We start from the raw sequence: 17,633 nt of genomic DNA, 5'->3' as shown, positions 1-17,633 counted from the left end.
CTTCGAATTCACTGAAATCTTCTAATTCAGAATTATACAGCATACTATTCAAAGTTATATGAATAATCAGGGATAATTTTTTATTATACAAGGAGTAATAAGAATATGAAAAAAAATGTTGGAATCATGCCTTACCTAAGGCATGAAAAAACTAAATTAATAATTACTTTACCATTGATAATCATCACAGTTTTTTTGGAAGTTTCGATTCCCTTAATTATAAAAGATATCCTTGAAACTGATGATATTCAAGGAAGTTTATTATTTTCAAAGTTGTTATTATTAATAAGTATTGCTTTGTTAATTGGAGTTTGTTCATATTTCAGCAAGTATTTATTGGCCTCAGTATCTAATAAAATAACTAAGGATATTCAAACAGAAACATTGCTAAACATATATAAGGGTGATTATGTTAAATTTGAAAAATACAAAAAAGGAGAAGTTATAAATCGAATTCTCGACGATACAAAGGCTATTTCACAAATGATAAATGAAATATTTCCGTTAACTTTAAGTAGTTTTTTATATACAATTTCTTCAATAATAATTCTTTTTACTATGGATACAATTTTAGCCGTGATATCTGTTAGTATGCTTGTTTTATATCTTATATCCTTCTCATATTTTAATAAAAGAATAATTAAGATATTTAGACAAAGAGTAAAGGAAAATGATAATTTAATGGACTCTACTAATGATATAATCAGTGGAGTTAAGGATGTTAAATTATGGAAAATAGAAAAAAATATACTTAATTTCTATGAGAAAGTTCAATTAAAATATTTTAATAGTGTTTTTTCATTAGTAAAAATTAAAAATTTATCTAAAGAGATTTATTCGCTAATAAAAACATTTGCTAATATTCTTCTAATAGTGATTGGTTTTTATTTTGTTACAACTGGATTATTAAACTTTGGTATTTTAGTGGTCTTTATATTATATCTTAATAGCTTATATACACCTATAATAGATCTTTTTGATGCAGTTAATGATTATAATAAATGTTTAGAAAACTTGAAAAGGATATTTGAATTTAAAGATCAAAATGATAATCTGAACTCCAATACTAAATCAAAGACATTTAGTTATATTAATTCTATTGAATTAAAGGATGTTACGTTTTCATTTGGTGAAAATAAAATTCTTAATAATATTTCTTTGAGAATAGAAAAAAATATGAGTTATGCATTAGTAGGCAAGACAGGATGTGGTAAATCTACTTTGCTTAATATACTTCTGGGGATATATAAACCTACATCTGGCGAAGTATATGTTAATGATAAATTAGTAAATTATAATGAGTATAAAGATATTTGCAATTTTTCTTATTCTATACTTCAAGATAGCCATTTATATAATTTAAGCCTTGAAGATAATATAAACATTTTTAATAATATAGATAATGTTAAAAATATCATTTCTTATAAATTAAACAAGGTATTTTTAAATGAATTATATAGTAGGAGAAGTGATTTGATTGGTATTAATGGGAAAAATCTTTCTGGTGGACAAAATCAAAGATTATTGTTAACTAGAATATTTAATAAAAGCAATGATTTTGTTGTATTAGACGAGGTAACATCTGCATTGGATGGAGAAACAGAAATGAAACTATTAGATTCAATTTTTGAGTATCATAACAATTCTATACTGTTATTTTGTTCCCATCAAACTCAAGTTCTTGAATATGTAGATAATATTATTAGAATAGAAGGTGGTACTGCAAGTATTGAAAGTAATATTAGTAATGGAAATAAAAGAAGAGAAAAAAAATATGGTAAAAATGTTTAATGTAGTTATAGTAGATATGTATTTCATCAAATTTGATAAGGTTTTTGAGTAAGTTAATAATTATGAGTATTTCAAATTTAGGTGCATAAAAATAAAGGAAAGATTTGATGAAGGTAAGCTGTTTTTTATAGATTGTTGCAATATATATTATGATTTAACTTTTATATAAATGTAAAAACGCAAGAAATAAAAGGTTTTTAAATATAAATATAGAAATAGTATAGTATGTTTTTTATAATATTAGGCAATAGAAATATTAATATTTCTATTGCCTAATAAAGGTACGAATAGTATTTTATAAATAAATATATAAATCCAGGGGGGATTCAAATGGCTTTTAAAAGACATGATGGTTTTAGCGGTTCTATACCTCAAAAATTTATTGATAAAAATTTTTATAAATGTCCTATGTGTGGAACAACTGAGCCACGGTGGACTATAGACCAAAAAATGGGATGGGTAAATAGATATTTATTTAAGTGTTCGAAGTGTGAAGCAATAATATCATCATCGGTTCCTGACGTGACTGGATTCGGAAGAACTCCATTCTCTACATTAGGACTTGCTAAAGCAATTGGTGGCAAAAAAATGTCAGTTATATATATGAAGATTGAACAAGTTGGAAATATGCAGACAACTAAACTTCATGAAGGTAAAGAATTTACTATTGATGAATTAAAAGAAATGGCTGATAGTATTTAGGTGGGTGAGTTATAAATATGGAAACAGGTATAGTGTTCATGAAACGCACTCCAAAAGAGATTGAAATATTTGGGGGAGATGTATTTATTGATATTAATGGGAAAAACATTGCTAAATTAAGATGTTCAAACATTCAAATTCCATTATCAGAGGGTAAGTATAAAGTAAAGATGTACAAATCCCATACATATGATACTGTTATTGGTATTACTGAAATAGAAGTTAATATTAAACATGGTGAAAAGTTATTGATTAAATATTCTGCTCCTATGCTAGTAAATCAGTCTGGAAATATCACTGTTTTAGATTATATTAATGAAAGAAATGTTGAAGATATGGTAAAAAGTAAAGATGCAAGAATAAGCGATGAATTTGAGGAAAAACAAAGAATACAACGAGAACAAGAACAGAAGAACAATAATATTATAATTATAATTGTTGCTATAATTATTATTAGCTCTATTATAGGGGCAATACAGATGGCCGAATTAACCAGTTATTAGTTAAATATACCGACAAATAATTGTTTGATTGACATTAATGGACTTATTAAATTTACCAAAACATAGTGACATTTAAAAATATGAAAGAGGATTTATATAGCAATTATGTTAGTTGTATATAAATGTCAATACAAAACTAATTATAATTATATAAAAAAATATAGTTTTTTATGGTTGAAGGTACAGAGAATATAAAAAGAGCTGAATAAAATCAGCTCTTTTCAATGGAGCCCATACTATACTGGAAGCATTCCACATAGTGCAGCAATATTTGCAAGAATACCAACTAGAATTGCAGCTATTGGTGCAGCAGCCATCTTAATTACTGGTCTTCCACATATATCATTAAGAATGTATAGTCCAACTACTATGAATATACCAGTACCTTGCCATATTTGGAATCCAGCATTGATACCACCTACAAGTAATGCGATTTCTAATATTGTAGTCATTGCAGTTCTAATATTATCTCCTGAAAGTTTAAGTGCAGGGAACTTATTTAAGAACTTGCTTATTTTACCTAGGCTTGTTACTTCAAATCCCATGGCACCGGCACCAAGGAGTCCAGCGATTATTGGATTAGGAGCTATATAACCTAAACCCAAAAGCCAATCACACCATCCATTAGTACCATACACACCACTTACTAATGCTGTAGTAATTATTAATGGAAGGAATGCAGTAGCTTGAATAAACGCAACTATAGCAGCAGAAGTTATGTCTCCCTTAGCTAATAAAGCATCGGCAATTGGTTCACCAGCTACCCATTGATAGAAAGCAGCAACAGACAGGATTGCACCCATAGGAAGGAGATACCATATGTTACCTTTAATTCTAGCTACGTTATCTGCAAATAAGTTATCCGAAACATCGTCCCCACGAGTTTTGTCTTTTGATGCAAATATAATTAAGCAAACCATACCACATAGCATAGCTATTCCTTCAGGACTTAATGAAACTTCACTATTAGCAATATTAATAGGATTTATTCTCTCAACTCCAATTCTTCCAAGTAAAGAAATGATAAAAGTGATAATTCCTTTTTTCTTACCAAATTGGTAGGTAACAGCTATAGCAGGGAAAGCTACGAAAGCGTATATAATTGGATCTCCAACAGAGGCAAGAGCATCTAAGAAGTTAACTGGTAATTTATCAAATAAAGCAATAATACTATCTAAAACAATTGTGACAGCACCACCGTATATGGTTCCAGCTATAACTGCAACCCAAGTATTCTTAATAGAAACACCAATAATATCTGCAGTTAATAATATGATGTGAATAACAATAATACCTGTAGCTATAGTAATTGGCATAGCAAAGCCAGTGATGAAACCTATACTAATAGCAAAAGCTATACCAGATATTTCTTTTCTACTCATGTTACCATTTATAAGTTCTGGCATAATAGGTCTTAAGCCATCATGATAAACAGCAATACATTTATTAGCAAGAAAAGTTGCATAACCACCCATAGCAGCGAAAATTAAAACTTTTAAAAAATCAATATTGTTCACAAATAATTCCTCCTAATAATTAAATTCAAAATATTTAAATAATTCAAAGGGTTACATTTTTATAAAGTACAGAATTTTGTACATTCATACAAACAATAATTACCTATATTAAATGTTTAAGTAATAACTTCATTGCAGAATCTACTTGATCATTTGTAAATCCAAAAGCTTTTGCACCATTCTTAAGACCATTTATGATTTTATCTTCCTTTGGTGCGATACCAGCCATACCAATTGTTACGCACTTATTTCTTCCTAAAATTCCATAAGCCATTCCTAGGGCACCACCAGCTCCACTTTGACATGCACCAACATAAAAGTCATAAGTGCCAGATTTAACTTTCATAGCTGCATCAATATCCGTAAAGATATCACATGTGGCTTTTCCTTCAGCATGTTTTTCAATATATTCTTTAATTTCACTTTTGTTAAGTTGTCCGCCAATCGCAATTTTAATCATTTTCTAATCTCCTTTTGTCTTAATTGAAATACAAAATTCTGAAACTCTAAGATTCATTAAAGGTGGTAGTGTTCGTTTACAAGGTTTTGTAAATGAACTTGATTGTACAAGAAATTGTATATTCGTATTATACCATGGAGATTTAAGAAAAGCAATAAATTATTTCTAGGCAAAATTTGAATGCAAATTTATGGTCTAAAGATAAAACTACAGTTACGAATATATTTATACTTTATAGAATCTTTTGAATTCAATAATAAAAGTTGTAAAATAAACGTTTAGCTATATTAGCTATTGTGATGAATGATTTTATACGAAGCTAAGGATATATTTCGTATATTATAAAGTAGTTTGTCCGATTTCGAAGTAAATAAGCAATTATTTTTGTTCTAATTCCCTTGTTTTAAAAAATACAATATTTTATAATTTATTCTATAAAATAGAAAGATTCTAATTATTTATAGCAATTATAGTTGTGTTGATAAAAGTATTATGATATAATCAATATACAAGATATTGTATATTAAGGTGGAATTATAGTGAAAAAAGAAGGGTTAATACAAAAACAAGGTATTATGGTAATGACTTTAGCAAAAGATTTTCTAGATAAAGAAGTTGGAGATCGTATCGATACTGTAGCATCAATGGCAGAGAAATATGCTATGGCTAGGGGTACTATACAGACAGCTTTAAAGACTTTAGTAGATAATAATGCTATTATTTTAGAACCTAGAGGTCATCTTGGGACTTTTATTAGATTTATTGATTACAATGAGTTGTTAAAGTTTTCTGGAATAGATAATATAGTATGTGTTATGCCATTACCTTATACCAAAAGGTATGAAGGAATTGCAACTGGATTATATAACGTTATAAATAGCAAGAATATATCATTTAGTCTTGCATTTATGAGAGGATCAGATAATAGATTAAAATTCCTCAAAGAGGGAAGATATGATTTAGCATTAACATCTAAATTAACAGCGAATTACTATATGAGTAATAACGAAAATGTAGATATAGTAGCAGCATTTGGTGAGTATACTTATGTAAAAGGCCATGCTCTTATTGTAAGAAAAAATTATAAGGGATATTTTTCAGGCATGAGAGTAGGAGTAGATGAATCATCCTATGATCAAGTATCTTTAACAAATGAATATTTTAATGATAAGAATGTACAGTTTATAAAGGTGCAATATAACTATCTTATAGAGCATCTATTAAATAACGAAATAGATGCAACTATATGGAGTGAAGATGAAACTATATATGAAGGTAAAGAACTTAAAAGAATACCGCTAAAGGAACTAAAAACGAATACTTTAGATACAGAAGCCGTAATTATAGCCAATAAAGCTAATGAAACAATTATCAACTTGGTTAAAAGGTTAATCGATATTGAAAATGTTTTAGATATTCAGAAAAAAGTATTGTCAAATAAACTAGTTCCTAACTATTAGAAACTAGTATTACAAGTCAATATACAGAATAATGTATAATGGAGGCCGAATAAACATGAAAAAAAGATTGAAAGCATTGTTGGATAATAAGGTTATAACAGAAGATATATTTAATAAACTAAATGAAGTATTAGTATTTATTGATGATAAATTTACAAGAGCTATATCAAAGGAGAAGGGTGAGATGTTTTTAACCCATTTAGCTATGGCTTTAGTTAGAGTAAACGACAACGAACCTATTGTAGAAGTAGATGAATCTATTGAATCGCAAGTGATTGGAGATAGTAACTACTTAAAGGCAGATGAACTTGCAAGTGAAATAGAAGATATTTGCAAAGTAGAATTTACAAAAGAAGAGAAAATATTTATTGTTATCCATTTATGCAATTTATTATTATAAAATCCAATATACAAAATTATGTATTTTGATAATTGATAAATAAATAGCAAAGGAAGTGATTGTGTGTTTTTAGAAAGCACAATAACAAGAAATAGAGAATTAATTGAAACAGCTTTTAGTTTTCATACAGAGGGAAAGATAGAACCAAACACTTATTTATTAGATCTTGATAATATCTTGAAAAATGCAAGAGCTATAAAAGAAAAGGCAGATAAATTAGGAATAGATCTATTTTTTATGACCAAACAAATTGGAAGAAATCCATATGTGGCAAAGAAGCTTATGGAACTTGGATATAAAGGTGCAGTAGTAGTAGATTTTGAAGAAGCACAAGTTATGATGAAAAATAACATTCCTATTTGTAACGTAGGACATCTAGTTCAAATTCCTTCAAGACTTGTTAAAAAGATAGTAAGCTATGGTGTAGACTTTATTACAGTATATTCTATAGAAAAGCTTAGAGAAGTAAATGCAGCAGCCAAAGAATTAAATATAAAGCAAAAAATAATGATTAGAGTTCTTAATAGTAATCATGTCATATATCCAGGGCAAGCTGGTGGTTTCTATAAGGACGACATAAAGAAGATTGTTGAAGAACTTAAGAGTCTAGATCATGTTGAATTAGTAGGGTTAACTACTTTTCCATGCTTCCTCTATGATGAAAAGGAAAAGAAGGTTAAAGCAACAAGGAATGTTGGTTCTCTAAAGGAAATACAGGAAGAGTTTAAAAACAATAATATAAATATATCAGAATTAAATATGCCTTCAGTTACATGCATCCAAACTTTAGATTTAATAAATGAACTAGGTGGTACGCAGGGGGAGCCAGGTCATGCTTTAACTGGAACAACTCCCGATGTTAATGGAGTAGAGATTCCTTCAATGGTTTATGTAAGTGAAATCTCACATAATTTCCAAGGACAAGCTTATTGCTTTGGAGGAGGATACTACAGAAGAGGACATTTAGAAGATGCCTTAGTAGGCAAAACTATGGATTCAAGCAAAAAGGTTAAGGCTATTGCGCCAACACCAGAGAGCATTGATTACCATATTGCAATAAGTGAAGAATGTCAGGTAGGAGACACTGTAATTATGGTCTTTAGAACTCAAATATTTGTAACTAGAAGTAAGGTAGCTATAGTTGAAGGATTAAGCCAAGGAAAACCAATAATTTCATCCATCTACAATTCTTTAGGAGAGTTAATAAAAGAATATTAAGATGATGAAAAAATTTGTTGTTTTAATACTAGATGGTTTTGGCGTAGGATGGATGGATGATGTGCTAAAGGTAAGACCTCAGGATTATGGTGCAAATACTTTACTTCATATTTTAGAGAGTAAAAAGGATCTTAAGCTTGTAAATCTTGAAAGATTAGGATTAATGAATGTTATAAATAAGGAAACCAACGTTATGAAAAAGTCTCAGATAGCTACATTTGGTAGTGCAAACCTTAAGCATTTTGGGGCAGATACTTTTTGGGGACACCAAGAAATTTTAGGAAGCAAGCCTTTGATGCCTGTGATGGAGCCTATATCAAATAGAATTGATAATATAAAAAAGGAACTAGAAAACAAAGGATACAAGGTTGAGGAAATATTTAAAGAAGATAGAAAGCTACTGATGGTAAATAATGCATTAACTATAGCAGATAATATAGAAACTGATTTAGGTCAAGCTTATAATGTCACAGCTGCCTTAGATTTTATTTCTTTTGAGGAGGTAGTAAAGGTTGGTAGAATTGCTAGATCATTAGTAGATGTATCACGTGTAATTGTCTTTGGAGGTCATGGTGTAACTAAACAAGATATCTTAGATGCAATTGAAATAAAAGGTGATAAATATATTGGAGTAAATGCTCCAAAATCAGGTGTATATAGAGATAGATATCACTGTATTCATCTAGGCTATAAAGTTGATTATAAAGAGCAATTGCCTTATAACTTAAATAAAAATGGAGTAAAAACTACCTTAATAGGTAAGGTTGCTGATATTGTTGAAAATCAATATGGAGAGAGCATACCAGTTGTAGATACTAAAGAAGCAATGATGATTACCTTAAACGAAATACAAAAGAGCAATGGTGGATTTATATGCACCAATATACAGGAAACAGATTTATCTGGTCACGAAGAAAATGTTGAGAAATATGCAAAAAAACTAAAGATAGTGGACGACTATTTAACATATCTAATTAAAGAATTAGATGAAAATGATATTCTATTAATCATGGCAGATCATGGTAATGACCCTACCATTGGTCATAGTAAACATACTAGAGAAAGAGTACCTATTTTAGTCTACAATAAAAATTTGCGTGGTAGCAAAATTGGTGTAAGGGAAACCTTATCTGACGTAGCTGCTACAGTTTCAGATTATTTTGGAGCAGAAAAAATGAAAAATGGAGAAAGCTTTCTAAATAAAATCCATTAGAATATATAATGAAAAGGTTCTTATGTTTATTCTCTTTATATTTAGATGAACATAAGAACTTTTGATTTTATTAGTATTATAGTTGTTCACATATTTTATATATTAGTAGGTATGTGCGAAATTTAAAATTTGTAATATGTTCTAGAATTTCACACAGAAGATTCAAGTGATATAATAATGATATTGGATCTGGTTTAAATAAAGATGAAAAAATACAAACAATTACTTTCTAATACTTACCTGCATTGATTAAATATTCAGAAAATGATAATATAGTAGTATATACCATTCAATTAGGAAGTGAACTAATGAGTAATATACATCGAATAATGTGGTTTGATAAACATATAAAAGCAAAAAAATTTCCAAACAGAAAAAACTTAGCTGAAAAATTTGAAATATCAATAAGACAAGCCCAGAGAGATATAGATTATTTAAAGGATTCTTTAGGAGCCCCTTTGAGTTATGATGCAAAAGAAAGGGGATATTATTATGAGGATGAAACCTTTACCCTACCTAATATATACATAAATGATGAACAAATGAAGTTGTTGAGTTTTTTAGCATATAGTTATGAAAACTATACACAAACTCCAAAGGTTACACAAGTTACTGAATTGTTTAAGAAGCTAACAGAAAAAGAAGTTAAAGATGACAGTATACCAGTATTTGATTTAGAAAAACATATCGCAAAGAACTTTTATTATATTTCTAATGCAATAAAGACGAAAAATAAGCTCTATATAACATATAGAGATTCTTATAAAGGAAATATAGAATCAATAATTCACCCATATAAATTATTTCATAGATATAGAGCAGACTACATAGCTTGTTATAGTGAAGATGCTGAAAAAATTACTGTTTTAAGAGTTGATAGAATAATGGATTTAAAAATGTTAAATCAAGGCTTTGAAGTAAGTACAAAATTTGAGGATAGAGAATACAGTAGCTTTATTGAGAAAGACCCATATGTTGCTAGAATTAAATTTACTAAAGTACCTGATTCTTTAGATTTAACAGGTTTAAATTTTAAGCTTGTTGATGAATTTATTTATGATGTTGAGTTTTATGATGTACATTGTTTAATTAAGTATTTAATTAATATTGATTATTGGGAGAAGATATACTCACCAAAATGGTTGAAAAGAAAGCTTGCTCAAAGATGTTCACAAGTTTTAGATAAATTGGATTTGTAATAGGTGTGACATTATATGTCATGCTATTTTCTATATAATGGGAATGAGAAGAAGTCTAGAAACGTTTCAATAATTTTCAGTTAGCTAAGAGGTGAAGAAATTTGTCAATGAAAATCTTAGAAGATATAGATATGAGAAAAGAATCAAGACCTTTTACAGATTGTTTGTATACTATATTAACTAATAGAGGTTTATTTGATGGACCTAAGTATATGCTATCAGGTATGACCGCAATGGCATTTGTATATGTAGCTCATGAAAGACTTATTCCTCCTTCGACAGAGATGTATACCTTAGCTGCTACGAGTTGGGAAGCTGTTGATAGATTAGGCATATATTCAGAGATATATCAAGGAATGAAATTCAATCCTACCTTTCCGTTATATCAAAAAAAAGCCATAGAAAGAACTAAAGAATCGATAAATAAAGGAATTGCTGCGTTGGTGTGGGCTCCTGGTATTACAGATTTTGGCGTGATATATGGGTATGATGATGAAGATGAAGCCTTTTTCTATAAAGATAGATTTAATGAAGATGAACAGATTTTACTATATAATAATATTGGAAAAGCAGAAGCCTCCTTCTGGATGATTCAAATAATAGGTAATAAAATAAATAAGGATATTAGGGATATATACATTGAATCCTTAGAAAGTGCTATAGACTACTGGGAGCTAGTATATACACCAGAGAAAACAAGAAAAGAATTTGGTGCAGGAAGAAAAGCTCATGAATTTCTTATAGAAGCTCTGAAAAATGACGACTTTCATGATAGGGGAGCTTGTAAAATCATAAATTATAAGATTGTCGCAATAGAGGAAATCTGCCAATATCTAATAGAGGTAAAAAAAGAATTTCCAGAGATAGAAAATGCAAATTTCTATTATAGGGAATTAAACAAAGTTTATAAACAAATTAGAAAGATAATACCAGAAATAATTTATAGGAACACAAAAATAGATAGAAAACATATGCCTAAACTGATAGAGAATTTAGAAGAAGCTAAAGAAATAGAAGAAAAAGCAATTAGTGAATTAAAATGTTTTCTAAGAGAATTATTGAATAATAGATATATTGATATATATGATGTAAAAAAATTTGTTTAGATTAAAGTGGAGTGACCATATTTGGCACTTCGCTTTTTTTATAATGTAAATGTAAAGTTTTCAATTAATCACATTGTTTTTCAGAAAAATTATTATTCGTAGTTTAGTGTTGAAGTGCAATTGGAGGATTTGACAGCAAAGATTAAGAATAATTGGAAATTTAGAGAGGAGATTTTACTATGAGGAATTTATTAAATAGAATTGTACCAATCTTTATGATAATAACACTATTATTTATTACTATCACTGGATGTTCAACCCAAAATACTAGCGCTAACTTGGAATATTATAATAAGATTGATGAGGTAGTAAGTACCTATCATGATAAAGGTCAATTTACTGGGGCAGTACTAGTTTCTAAAGATGGTGAAGTTGTATATAAGAAGGGATTTGGAACAGTAGAGCAAAAAGACTTAAAAATAAAAAATAAACCAGATACTAAGTTTTTGTTATATTCATGTACTAAACAATTTACAGCTATGCTAACTCTCCAGCTTGTCGAGAAGGGAAAATTAAATTTAGAAGACAAGGTTACAGATATTTTAGAATATATTCCAGAAGGAGATTTCAATAGAGACTTAGGGAAAATAACTGTTTATAACTTATTGACAAATACATCAGGGCTTTCGGATTATTACAGAATGATTTTTTCTAAACTTGCGTCAAAAGCTTTTACTAGCGAGGAAATACTAAATATGTTATCTAAATGTAAATATTCAATAACATTTGAACCAGGTACAAAATATAGTTATTCAAATACAAATTTTTATTTATTAGGATTAATAATAGAAGAGATTACAGGTAAGACATATAGTGAAGCTTTAGAGGAAAATATCTGTAAACCTTTAGGAATGAATAATACAGGATATACCGAAAAGAATATTGACTTTATCAATTTTCCCTTTGTACACATGGAAAATTTATATTCAGCAGGAGGGATATATTCTACAGTTGAAGATTTACACCTTTGGGATTTAGCATTATACAATGACAAATTACTTTCAAAGGAATATAGAAAAATAATGTTTGAACCTTTTAGGGATAATTATGCTTGCGGTTGGGCGATAGAAAAGAATCAAATTAATGGTGAAAATAAGACACATACCTATCATAGTGGTGCTCCTACTATAGGCATGAGAAAAGCTTATATAGTAAGAACATTGGAGGATAAGATTTGTGTTGTAATCTTAAGTAATAGTGGAAGAATACCAACTAATATGCACAATGATATTTACAATATTTTATATGATATTAAGATAGATGAAAAAAATGAATAGAAGACAAGGAAAGAAAAATAAAGGTTTATAATAGAATTGTTTAGCAAGATTGTAATGAAGGAGGAATTAATATGCTTCTAAAAAGAAATAGGATTTTGAGCGTAACATTGGCTATATTAATGTTATGTACTATATTCACAGGTTGTAGCCAAAATGTTTTTAAGTCTGTAGAACAACAGCAGATTGAACAGGAAGTAAAAGAAAGTTTATTTACAAACTTAAATGAAGAGAGTATTGATGCTAACAACATAATGTCAATCATTGAAGAACTATCATCAGAAAAATATCTAGGAAGATTACCAGGAACAGAAGGTAATAGACTGGCAGCAAAATATATAATAGATTATTTTAAAGAAATAGGATTGGAAAATCCTGAAGGATTAGAAGATTATAAGCAGTATTATAATCAAAAAGTTTTGTTTACTAACAGTGCTCCTATCTTAGAGTTAGTTAATGAGGATGGAGATAAGCTTAAGGAGTATAATTATATAACACAATTTTCACCTGGAATAGGTGGAATAAATGTTATTAAAGGAGAAGTTACTGCACCATGTCTTATTATGGATGATGTTAAGCAGTATGCAATAGGTAATGAAGAACTAAGAGGGAAAATATTATTAATACCTGATAACATAATAACAGAATTAAACTCTGATTTAGAAAAAACACAAGATTATTCAGCTTTTAATTGGATTATGTCACAAGAGAGTGGGGTAAAAGGAATAGTTGCTGAAATAGATTTAAGAAAACCTAGTCATATACAAAAATATTTTCCTGTATCTAAAATTGCTGATCATATTGATAGATCTGACAAAACAAAGGGGCTAATTCAAGTGGGTTGTAATACTCCCTACTTCAATGAAATAAAAAGAGAAGCAGAAAATGGAGCTTTAATCCACATAAGTGTTGATTATTCAGTTGAAGAGGTTGTAGTTCCTAATATAATTGGGGTAATTCCAGGTACAGATGAAAAACTTAAAAATGAGTATATTATAATTAGCGGTCACTTTGATCATGTAGGTGACAATAAGGATGGGACATATAACCCGGGAGCACTTGATAATGCTTCAGGAACAGCTGCGATGATGGAAATAGCTAGGATATTAATGGAAAACGAAGTGAAGCCTAAAAAATCAATTGTGTTTATTGCCTTTAATGGTGAGGAGGAACTTTTGAAAGGTTCAAAATATTATACAGAGAATCCTGTTTTTCCACTGGACAATACAGTTCTAATTAATATGGATATGGTTGGTTCAACTAGGAAGCCTCTTTTTGTAATGGATGCTATGCTGGAAGAAAATAAATTAAAAGATGAAATATATAAGTATGTACAACAATTTGGTATCGATAGCTATAATGGAAGAACCAATAGAAGCGACCATACACATTTCGAGGAAAAGGGAGTTGAAGCAATTACCTTGATTCAACCAGATGAAAAAAGTGGTTATCACAGTCCTAAAGATACAATAAAGCTTGTGAATAAGACAAAGATAAAATTAATTATCAAGCCATTATTATACTATTTAGATAAAAATGCATATTGATAGAAGTAGAGGGACTATGTGTCCCTCAAAAACATTTTTCGGACTTTAAAAAACATAGGGGACAAAAAATCACTCAATATCACTTAAAAATTAGGTTATATAATCTTTGTCTAAAAATCTATATGACAATAACCATTAGGATTTTTTTCTAGATATTTTTGATGATATTCTTCTGCTATATAAAAGCACTTTAGAGATTCGATTTCTGTGACTATGGGTTGATCATATAGCTTTTGTTGTTCTTTTCTTGAATCAAGTATTATTTCTAAGTCTAGCCCATCAATATAATATATACCAGTCTTATATTGTGAGCCAATATCAGGTCCCTGCTGATTTTGTATTGTTGGATCAATCATCTTCCAAAATTTATTGAGAAATACCTTTAAGTTTATGACTTTTTCATCGTATCTGACATAACAAGCTTCTGCATGTCCAGTCTGAGATGTTTTTACCTGTTCATATGAAGGATTTTCAACTTTTCCATTTGCATATCCAACTTTAGTTTCTATTACTCCGTTAATTCTAGATATATATGCTTCTACACCCCAAAAACAGCCTCCTGCTAAAACGATTTCTTTCATTATTATCTCCTCTTATAAATTATTTTTTATTACATTTAGAATAACAATTTTATATTAGTCTTGCAAGAATAGTTTTTACCTTTGTCTTAATTAGATAAAATAAGCTATAGACTATTTTTAAATATATAATGATATAATCAAATATATTTATATAATTTACCATCAAGAGGAAACCGTAGTTATAGTGATGCGGAGAACCATATCGTAAGTAACGGCTTTTTCTGTTATTAACATGATACTTTTGAGGACTATCAAATAGTCCTTAATTTTTTTATAAAAATAGTTTTTTAGAATTCAATTAATTATTTATTATGAATAGGAAATGTGTTCGAGTTGTAGATATCTCAAGAATAAAAATGTTTGGAAGTTATACTTGAGTGTTTTATATTGTTCCAGAAAAAATATTAAAAAAGCATAAAAAAAACACAAAAAAAACATATTTGGTATTTATACTATATTTCATAACAAATACTTAAAAAGGGGAGCAAAAGTTATGTTTAAATTAAAAAAATTTGCATCAATACTATTGATAGGAGCAATTATGCTATCATGTATTGGATGTTCTAAACAAAATGTCATTAATGATAAAGAGCAATCAGTTCAATCAGAAGGTGAGAAGAAAACAGATATGGTCGTCCATGTACTGTCAAAAATATCTATCGAAAGATTAGGTGTTGAATTTGATCTTCCTCAATCTTGGAGAGATAATGCAATTAAAAATCTTTTTTCAACAGATATATCTCCATTAAATCAAAATAAAGATGATGCTATTTTTGGTGACGCTACGTATTATTTCACACCTGAGGACATAAGAAAAGAGTTTGCATCAAGCAAAAAACAAGAAGAGGATTATAAAAAAATCATAGAAAATTCAAAACTATTAGTAGCTATTACTTTATTTGATAAAGTTAATTTAGAAAGAGAATTAAATAATGGAAAGAAATTAGAGGACTTTATAAACGGTGAGAATATTGAAAAGCTGGGTGAAAAAGGGGAATATGTATTCTATTTTAGTTATGATGAAATGAATGGTGAAGGACTAAAGGATGAAGAAAAAGATGTATTTAATGAGATGCATTCAGAAATAGAAGATTTGGAAAATACTTTAGAAATATTTGAACCATACAAATTTGATTTGGGATACATTGGAGATTTTAAAGCTAAGGATTTTCAAGGAAATAGCATAGATAAAACTAGTTTTGAAAATTATAAATTAACAATGGTAAATGTATGGGGGACAGGCTGTAATCCATGTATACGTGAAATGCCGGAGCTAGAAGAATTATACAAAGAAATGAAAGAACAGGGAGTTAATATAGTTGGAATTGTATCAGACGCTACTAATGAGAAGAATGAAAAAAATGCTAGGAAGATAATAGAAAGAACTGGTGTAACTTACTCAAATATAATACCAGATGAAGTACTAAAGAAAGGATTATTAAATCAGGTAATAGGTTTCCCAACTACAGTGTTTTTTGATAGTAAAGGCAATATAATAGGTAAAGAAATAGTAGGTGCAGCAAGTAAAGAGTATTATAAGAAAGCTATCGAAGAAAGACTTGAAAACATCAAATAGAAAATTAGAGGTGGGATAATGTTAAATAAACTGAAGTATGGAGTTCTTACAGTGAGTATCATATCAATTTTGTATGGCATCAATGCTGGTGAAGTAGATACTGTACTCAATAAGGCAATAAATATATGTTTGGAGTGTATAGGAATTGGATAAAAGGAAAATAGTACAAATATTATCTGTATTCTTTACAAATGGATATATAAAAGGTTTTTTAAAAGGTAAAATATATACTGGTAATCTAAAGAAAATTTGTATTCCAGGACTAAATTGTTACTCATGTCCTGGAGCATTGGGTTCATGTCCTATAGGTTCACTACAAGCAGTTATAGGAAGCATGATGCATAAGTTTTCTTTTTATGTTATAGGTTTAATAACAGGAATAGGAGTGTTATTTGGAAGATTGGGTTGTGGATGGATATGTCCTTTTGGATTAATACAGGAGCTGTTTAACAAGATTCCTTCACCTAAAATAAGAATTGTAAAAGGGGATAAGTTCTTAAAATACTTTAAATATATAATATTAATAATGTTTGTTATATTGCTTCCTATGGTTTTAGCAGATGAACTTGGGATGTCGGACCCATATTTTTGCAAATATATATGTCCAGCTGGAACATTAGAAGGTGGAGTACCTTTAGTGTTAATGAATGAGCCTCTAAAATCTACCATAGGTTTCTTATATACATGGAAGATTACACTTCTTGTCATTACAATTATTTTATCAATTATAATATATAGACCATTTTGTAGATACATTTGCCCACTAGGAGCTATATATTCAATATTTAATCCGATTAGCTTTTATAAATTTGAAATAGATAAAGATAAATGTACTGAATGTGGATTGTGTACAAAAAAATGTAAAATAAATATTGAAGTATATAAAAATCCAAATAGCCCAGAATGTATCAGATGTGGAGAATGTAAAAAAGCATGTCCACAAAACGCTATAAAAAGTGGTATAATGAAGTAATAAATATGAGTGAAAATAAAGGTGTAGATGTTTCTACACCTTAGCTATTTTGTAATTTGTGATATTTAAAATTGTAATTATTATAGAATTAATTCTAATTAGATTAGAAATTT

17 protein-coding genes are annotated in these 17,633 nt (G+C 28.7%); 14 read left to right on the top strand and 3 right to left on the bottom strand.

What is annotated here, in order from left to right:
- The first annotated feature begins 105 nt into the window (after positions 1–105).
- The 3 genes from AYC61_RS15770 (at position 106) to AYC61_RS15760 (ending at position 2,996) form a co-directional block, all read left to right on the top strand.
- Positions 106–1,791, top strand: a complete 1,686-nt coding sequence (locus AYC61_RS15770) for an ABC transporter transmembrane domain-containing protein (RefSeq protein WP_066504635.1) — start codon at positions 106–108, stop codon at positions 1,789–1,791.
- Positions 1,792–2,121: 330 nt separating this feature from the next.
- Positions 2,122–2,493: a hypothetical protein gene (locus AYC61_RS15765; protein WP_066504632.1), complete on the top strand. Its 372-nt coding sequence runs from the start codon at positions 2,122–2,124 to the stop codon at positions 2,491–2,493.
- Between the two features lie 17 nt (positions 2,494–2,510).
- A complete protein-coding gene (locus AYC61_RS15760; RefSeq protein ID WP_066504622.1) occupies positions 2,511–2,996 on the top strand; it encodes a hypothetical protein in 486 nt (161 codons plus the stop codon).
- Positions 2,997–3,232: 236 nt separating this feature from the next.
- On the opposite strand, the gene AYC61_RS15755 is transcribed toward AYC61_RS15760, so the two are convergent.
- On the bottom strand, positions 3,233–4,513 hold the full coding sequence (locus tag AYC61_RS15755) for a YhfT family protein (RefSeq protein ID WP_066504618.1): 1,281 nt from the start codon (positions 4,511–4,513) through the stop codon (positions 3,233–3,235).
- 103 nt (positions 4,514–4,616) lie between these two features.
- A complete protein-coding gene (locus AYC61_RS15750; RefSeq protein WP_066504607.1) occupies positions 4,617–4,973 on the bottom strand; it encodes a DUF2620 domain-containing protein in 357 nt (118 codons plus the stop codon).
- A 539-nt stretch (positions 4,974–5,512) separates the two neighbouring features.
- Here AYC61_RS15750 and yhfZ point away from each other — a divergent pair.
- The 8 genes from yhfZ to AYC61_RS15710 all read left to right on the top strand — a co-directional run bounded on the left by yhfZ (position 5,513) and on the right by AYC61_RS15710 (position 14,390).
- Positions 5,513–6,433 carry a GntR family transcriptional regulator YhfZ gene (gene yhfZ / locus AYC61_RS15745; protein ID WP_066504603.1) on the top strand — a complete coding sequence of 307 codons (921 nt, stop codon included), beginning with the start codon at positions 5,513–5,515 and terminating at the stop codon, positions 6,431–6,433.
- Positions 6,434–6,488: 55 nt separating this feature from the next.
- On the top strand, positions 6,489–6,833 hold the full coding sequence (locus tag AYC61_RS15740; protein WP_066504599.1) for a PRD domain-containing protein: 345 nt from the start codon (positions 6,489–6,491) through the stop codon (positions 6,831–6,833).
- A gap of 63 nt (positions 6,834–6,896) precedes the next feature.
- The gene (locus AYC61_RS15735) at positions 6,897–8,051 is read left to right on the top strand and encodes a YhfX family PLP-dependent enzyme (protein WP_066504596.1); all 1,155 of its coding nucleotides are present in this window, start codon (positions 6,897–6,899) and stop codon (positions 8,049–8,051) included.
- Position 8,052: 1 nt separating this feature from the next.
- Positions 8,053–9,264, top strand: a complete 1,212-nt coding sequence (locus AYC61_RS15730; protein WP_242866816.1) for a phosphopentomutase — start codon at positions 8,053–8,055, stop codon at positions 9,262–9,264.
- Positions 9,265–9,572: 308 nt separating this feature from the next.
- Positions 9,573–10,463 (top strand): helix-turn-helix transcriptional regulator, encoded by an 891-nt coding sequence (locus AYC61_RS15725; RefSeq protein WP_066504593.1) that lies wholly within the window; start codon positions 9,573–9,575, stop codon positions 10,461–10,463.
- A 101-nt stretch (positions 10,464–10,564) separates the two neighbouring features.
- Entirely contained in the window at positions 10,565–11,569 is a 1,005-nt protein-coding gene (locus tag AYC61_RS15720; protein WP_066504590.1) for a hypothetical protein, read from the top strand.
- 179 nt (positions 11,570–11,748) lie between these two features.
- Complete coding sequence (locus tag AYC61_RS15715) at positions 11,749–12,846, top strand: serine hydrolase domain-containing protein (RefSeq protein ID WP_066504582.1); 1,098 nt, start codon at positions 11,749–11,751, stop codon at positions 12,844–12,846.
- A gap of 71 nt (positions 12,847–12,917) precedes the next feature.
- Positions 12,918–14,390 (top strand): M20/M25/M40 family metallo-hydrolase, encoded by a 1,473-nt coding sequence (locus AYC61_RS15710; RefSeq protein WP_066504580.1) that lies wholly within the window; start codon positions 12,918–12,920, stop codon positions 14,388–14,390.
- A gap of 110 nt (positions 14,391–14,500) precedes the next feature.
- Here AYC61_RS15710 and msrA read toward each other — a convergent pair whose 3' ends face one another.
- Positions 14,501–14,971 carry a peptide-methionine (S)-S-oxide reductase MsrA gene (msrA, locus tag AYC61_RS15705; RefSeq protein ID WP_066504578.1) on the bottom strand — a complete coding sequence of 157 codons (471 nt, stop codon included), beginning with the start codon at positions 14,969–14,971 and terminating at the stop codon, positions 14,501–14,503.
- Between the two features lie 493 nt (positions 14,972–15,464).
- Between msrA and AYC61_RS15700 the strand changes: the two genes are divergently transcribed.
- The 3 genes from AYC61_RS15700 to AYC61_RS15695 are packed head-to-tail and all read left to right on the top strand — an operon-like array spanning position 15,465 to position 17,520.
- The gene (locus tag AYC61_RS15700) at positions 15,465–16,547 is read left to right on the top strand and encodes a TlpA family protein disulfide reductase (protein WP_066504573.1); all 1,083 of its coding nucleotides are present in this window, start codon (positions 15,465–15,467) and stop codon (positions 16,545–16,547) included.
- A gap of 18 nt (positions 16,548–16,565) precedes the next feature.
- Positions 16,566–16,700, top strand: a complete 135-nt coding sequence (locus AYC61_RS21720; protein WP_202906854.1) for a CD1871A family CXXC motif-containing protein — start codon at positions 16,566–16,568, stop codon at positions 16,698–16,700.
- Positions 16,693–17,520 carry a 4Fe-4S binding protein gene (locus tag AYC61_RS15695; protein ID WP_066504568.1) on the top strand — a complete coding sequence of 276 codons (828 nt, stop codon included), beginning with the start codon at positions 16,693–16,695 and terminating at the stop codon, positions 17,518–17,520. The genes AYC61_RS21720 and AYC61_RS15695 overlap by 8 nt, the downstream gene beginning before the upstream one ends.
- Positions 17,521–17,633 lie beyond the last annotated feature (113 nt).

This window comes from Abyssisolibacter fermentans, from assembly GCF_001559865.1.
GTDB classification, from domain to species: domain Bacteria; phylum Bacillota; class Clostridia; order Tissierellales; family MCWD3; genus Abyssisolibacter; species Abyssisolibacter fermentans.
Note: the sequence above shows the minus strand (reverse complement) of the source record. Positions and strands in the feature narration are given on the sequence as shown.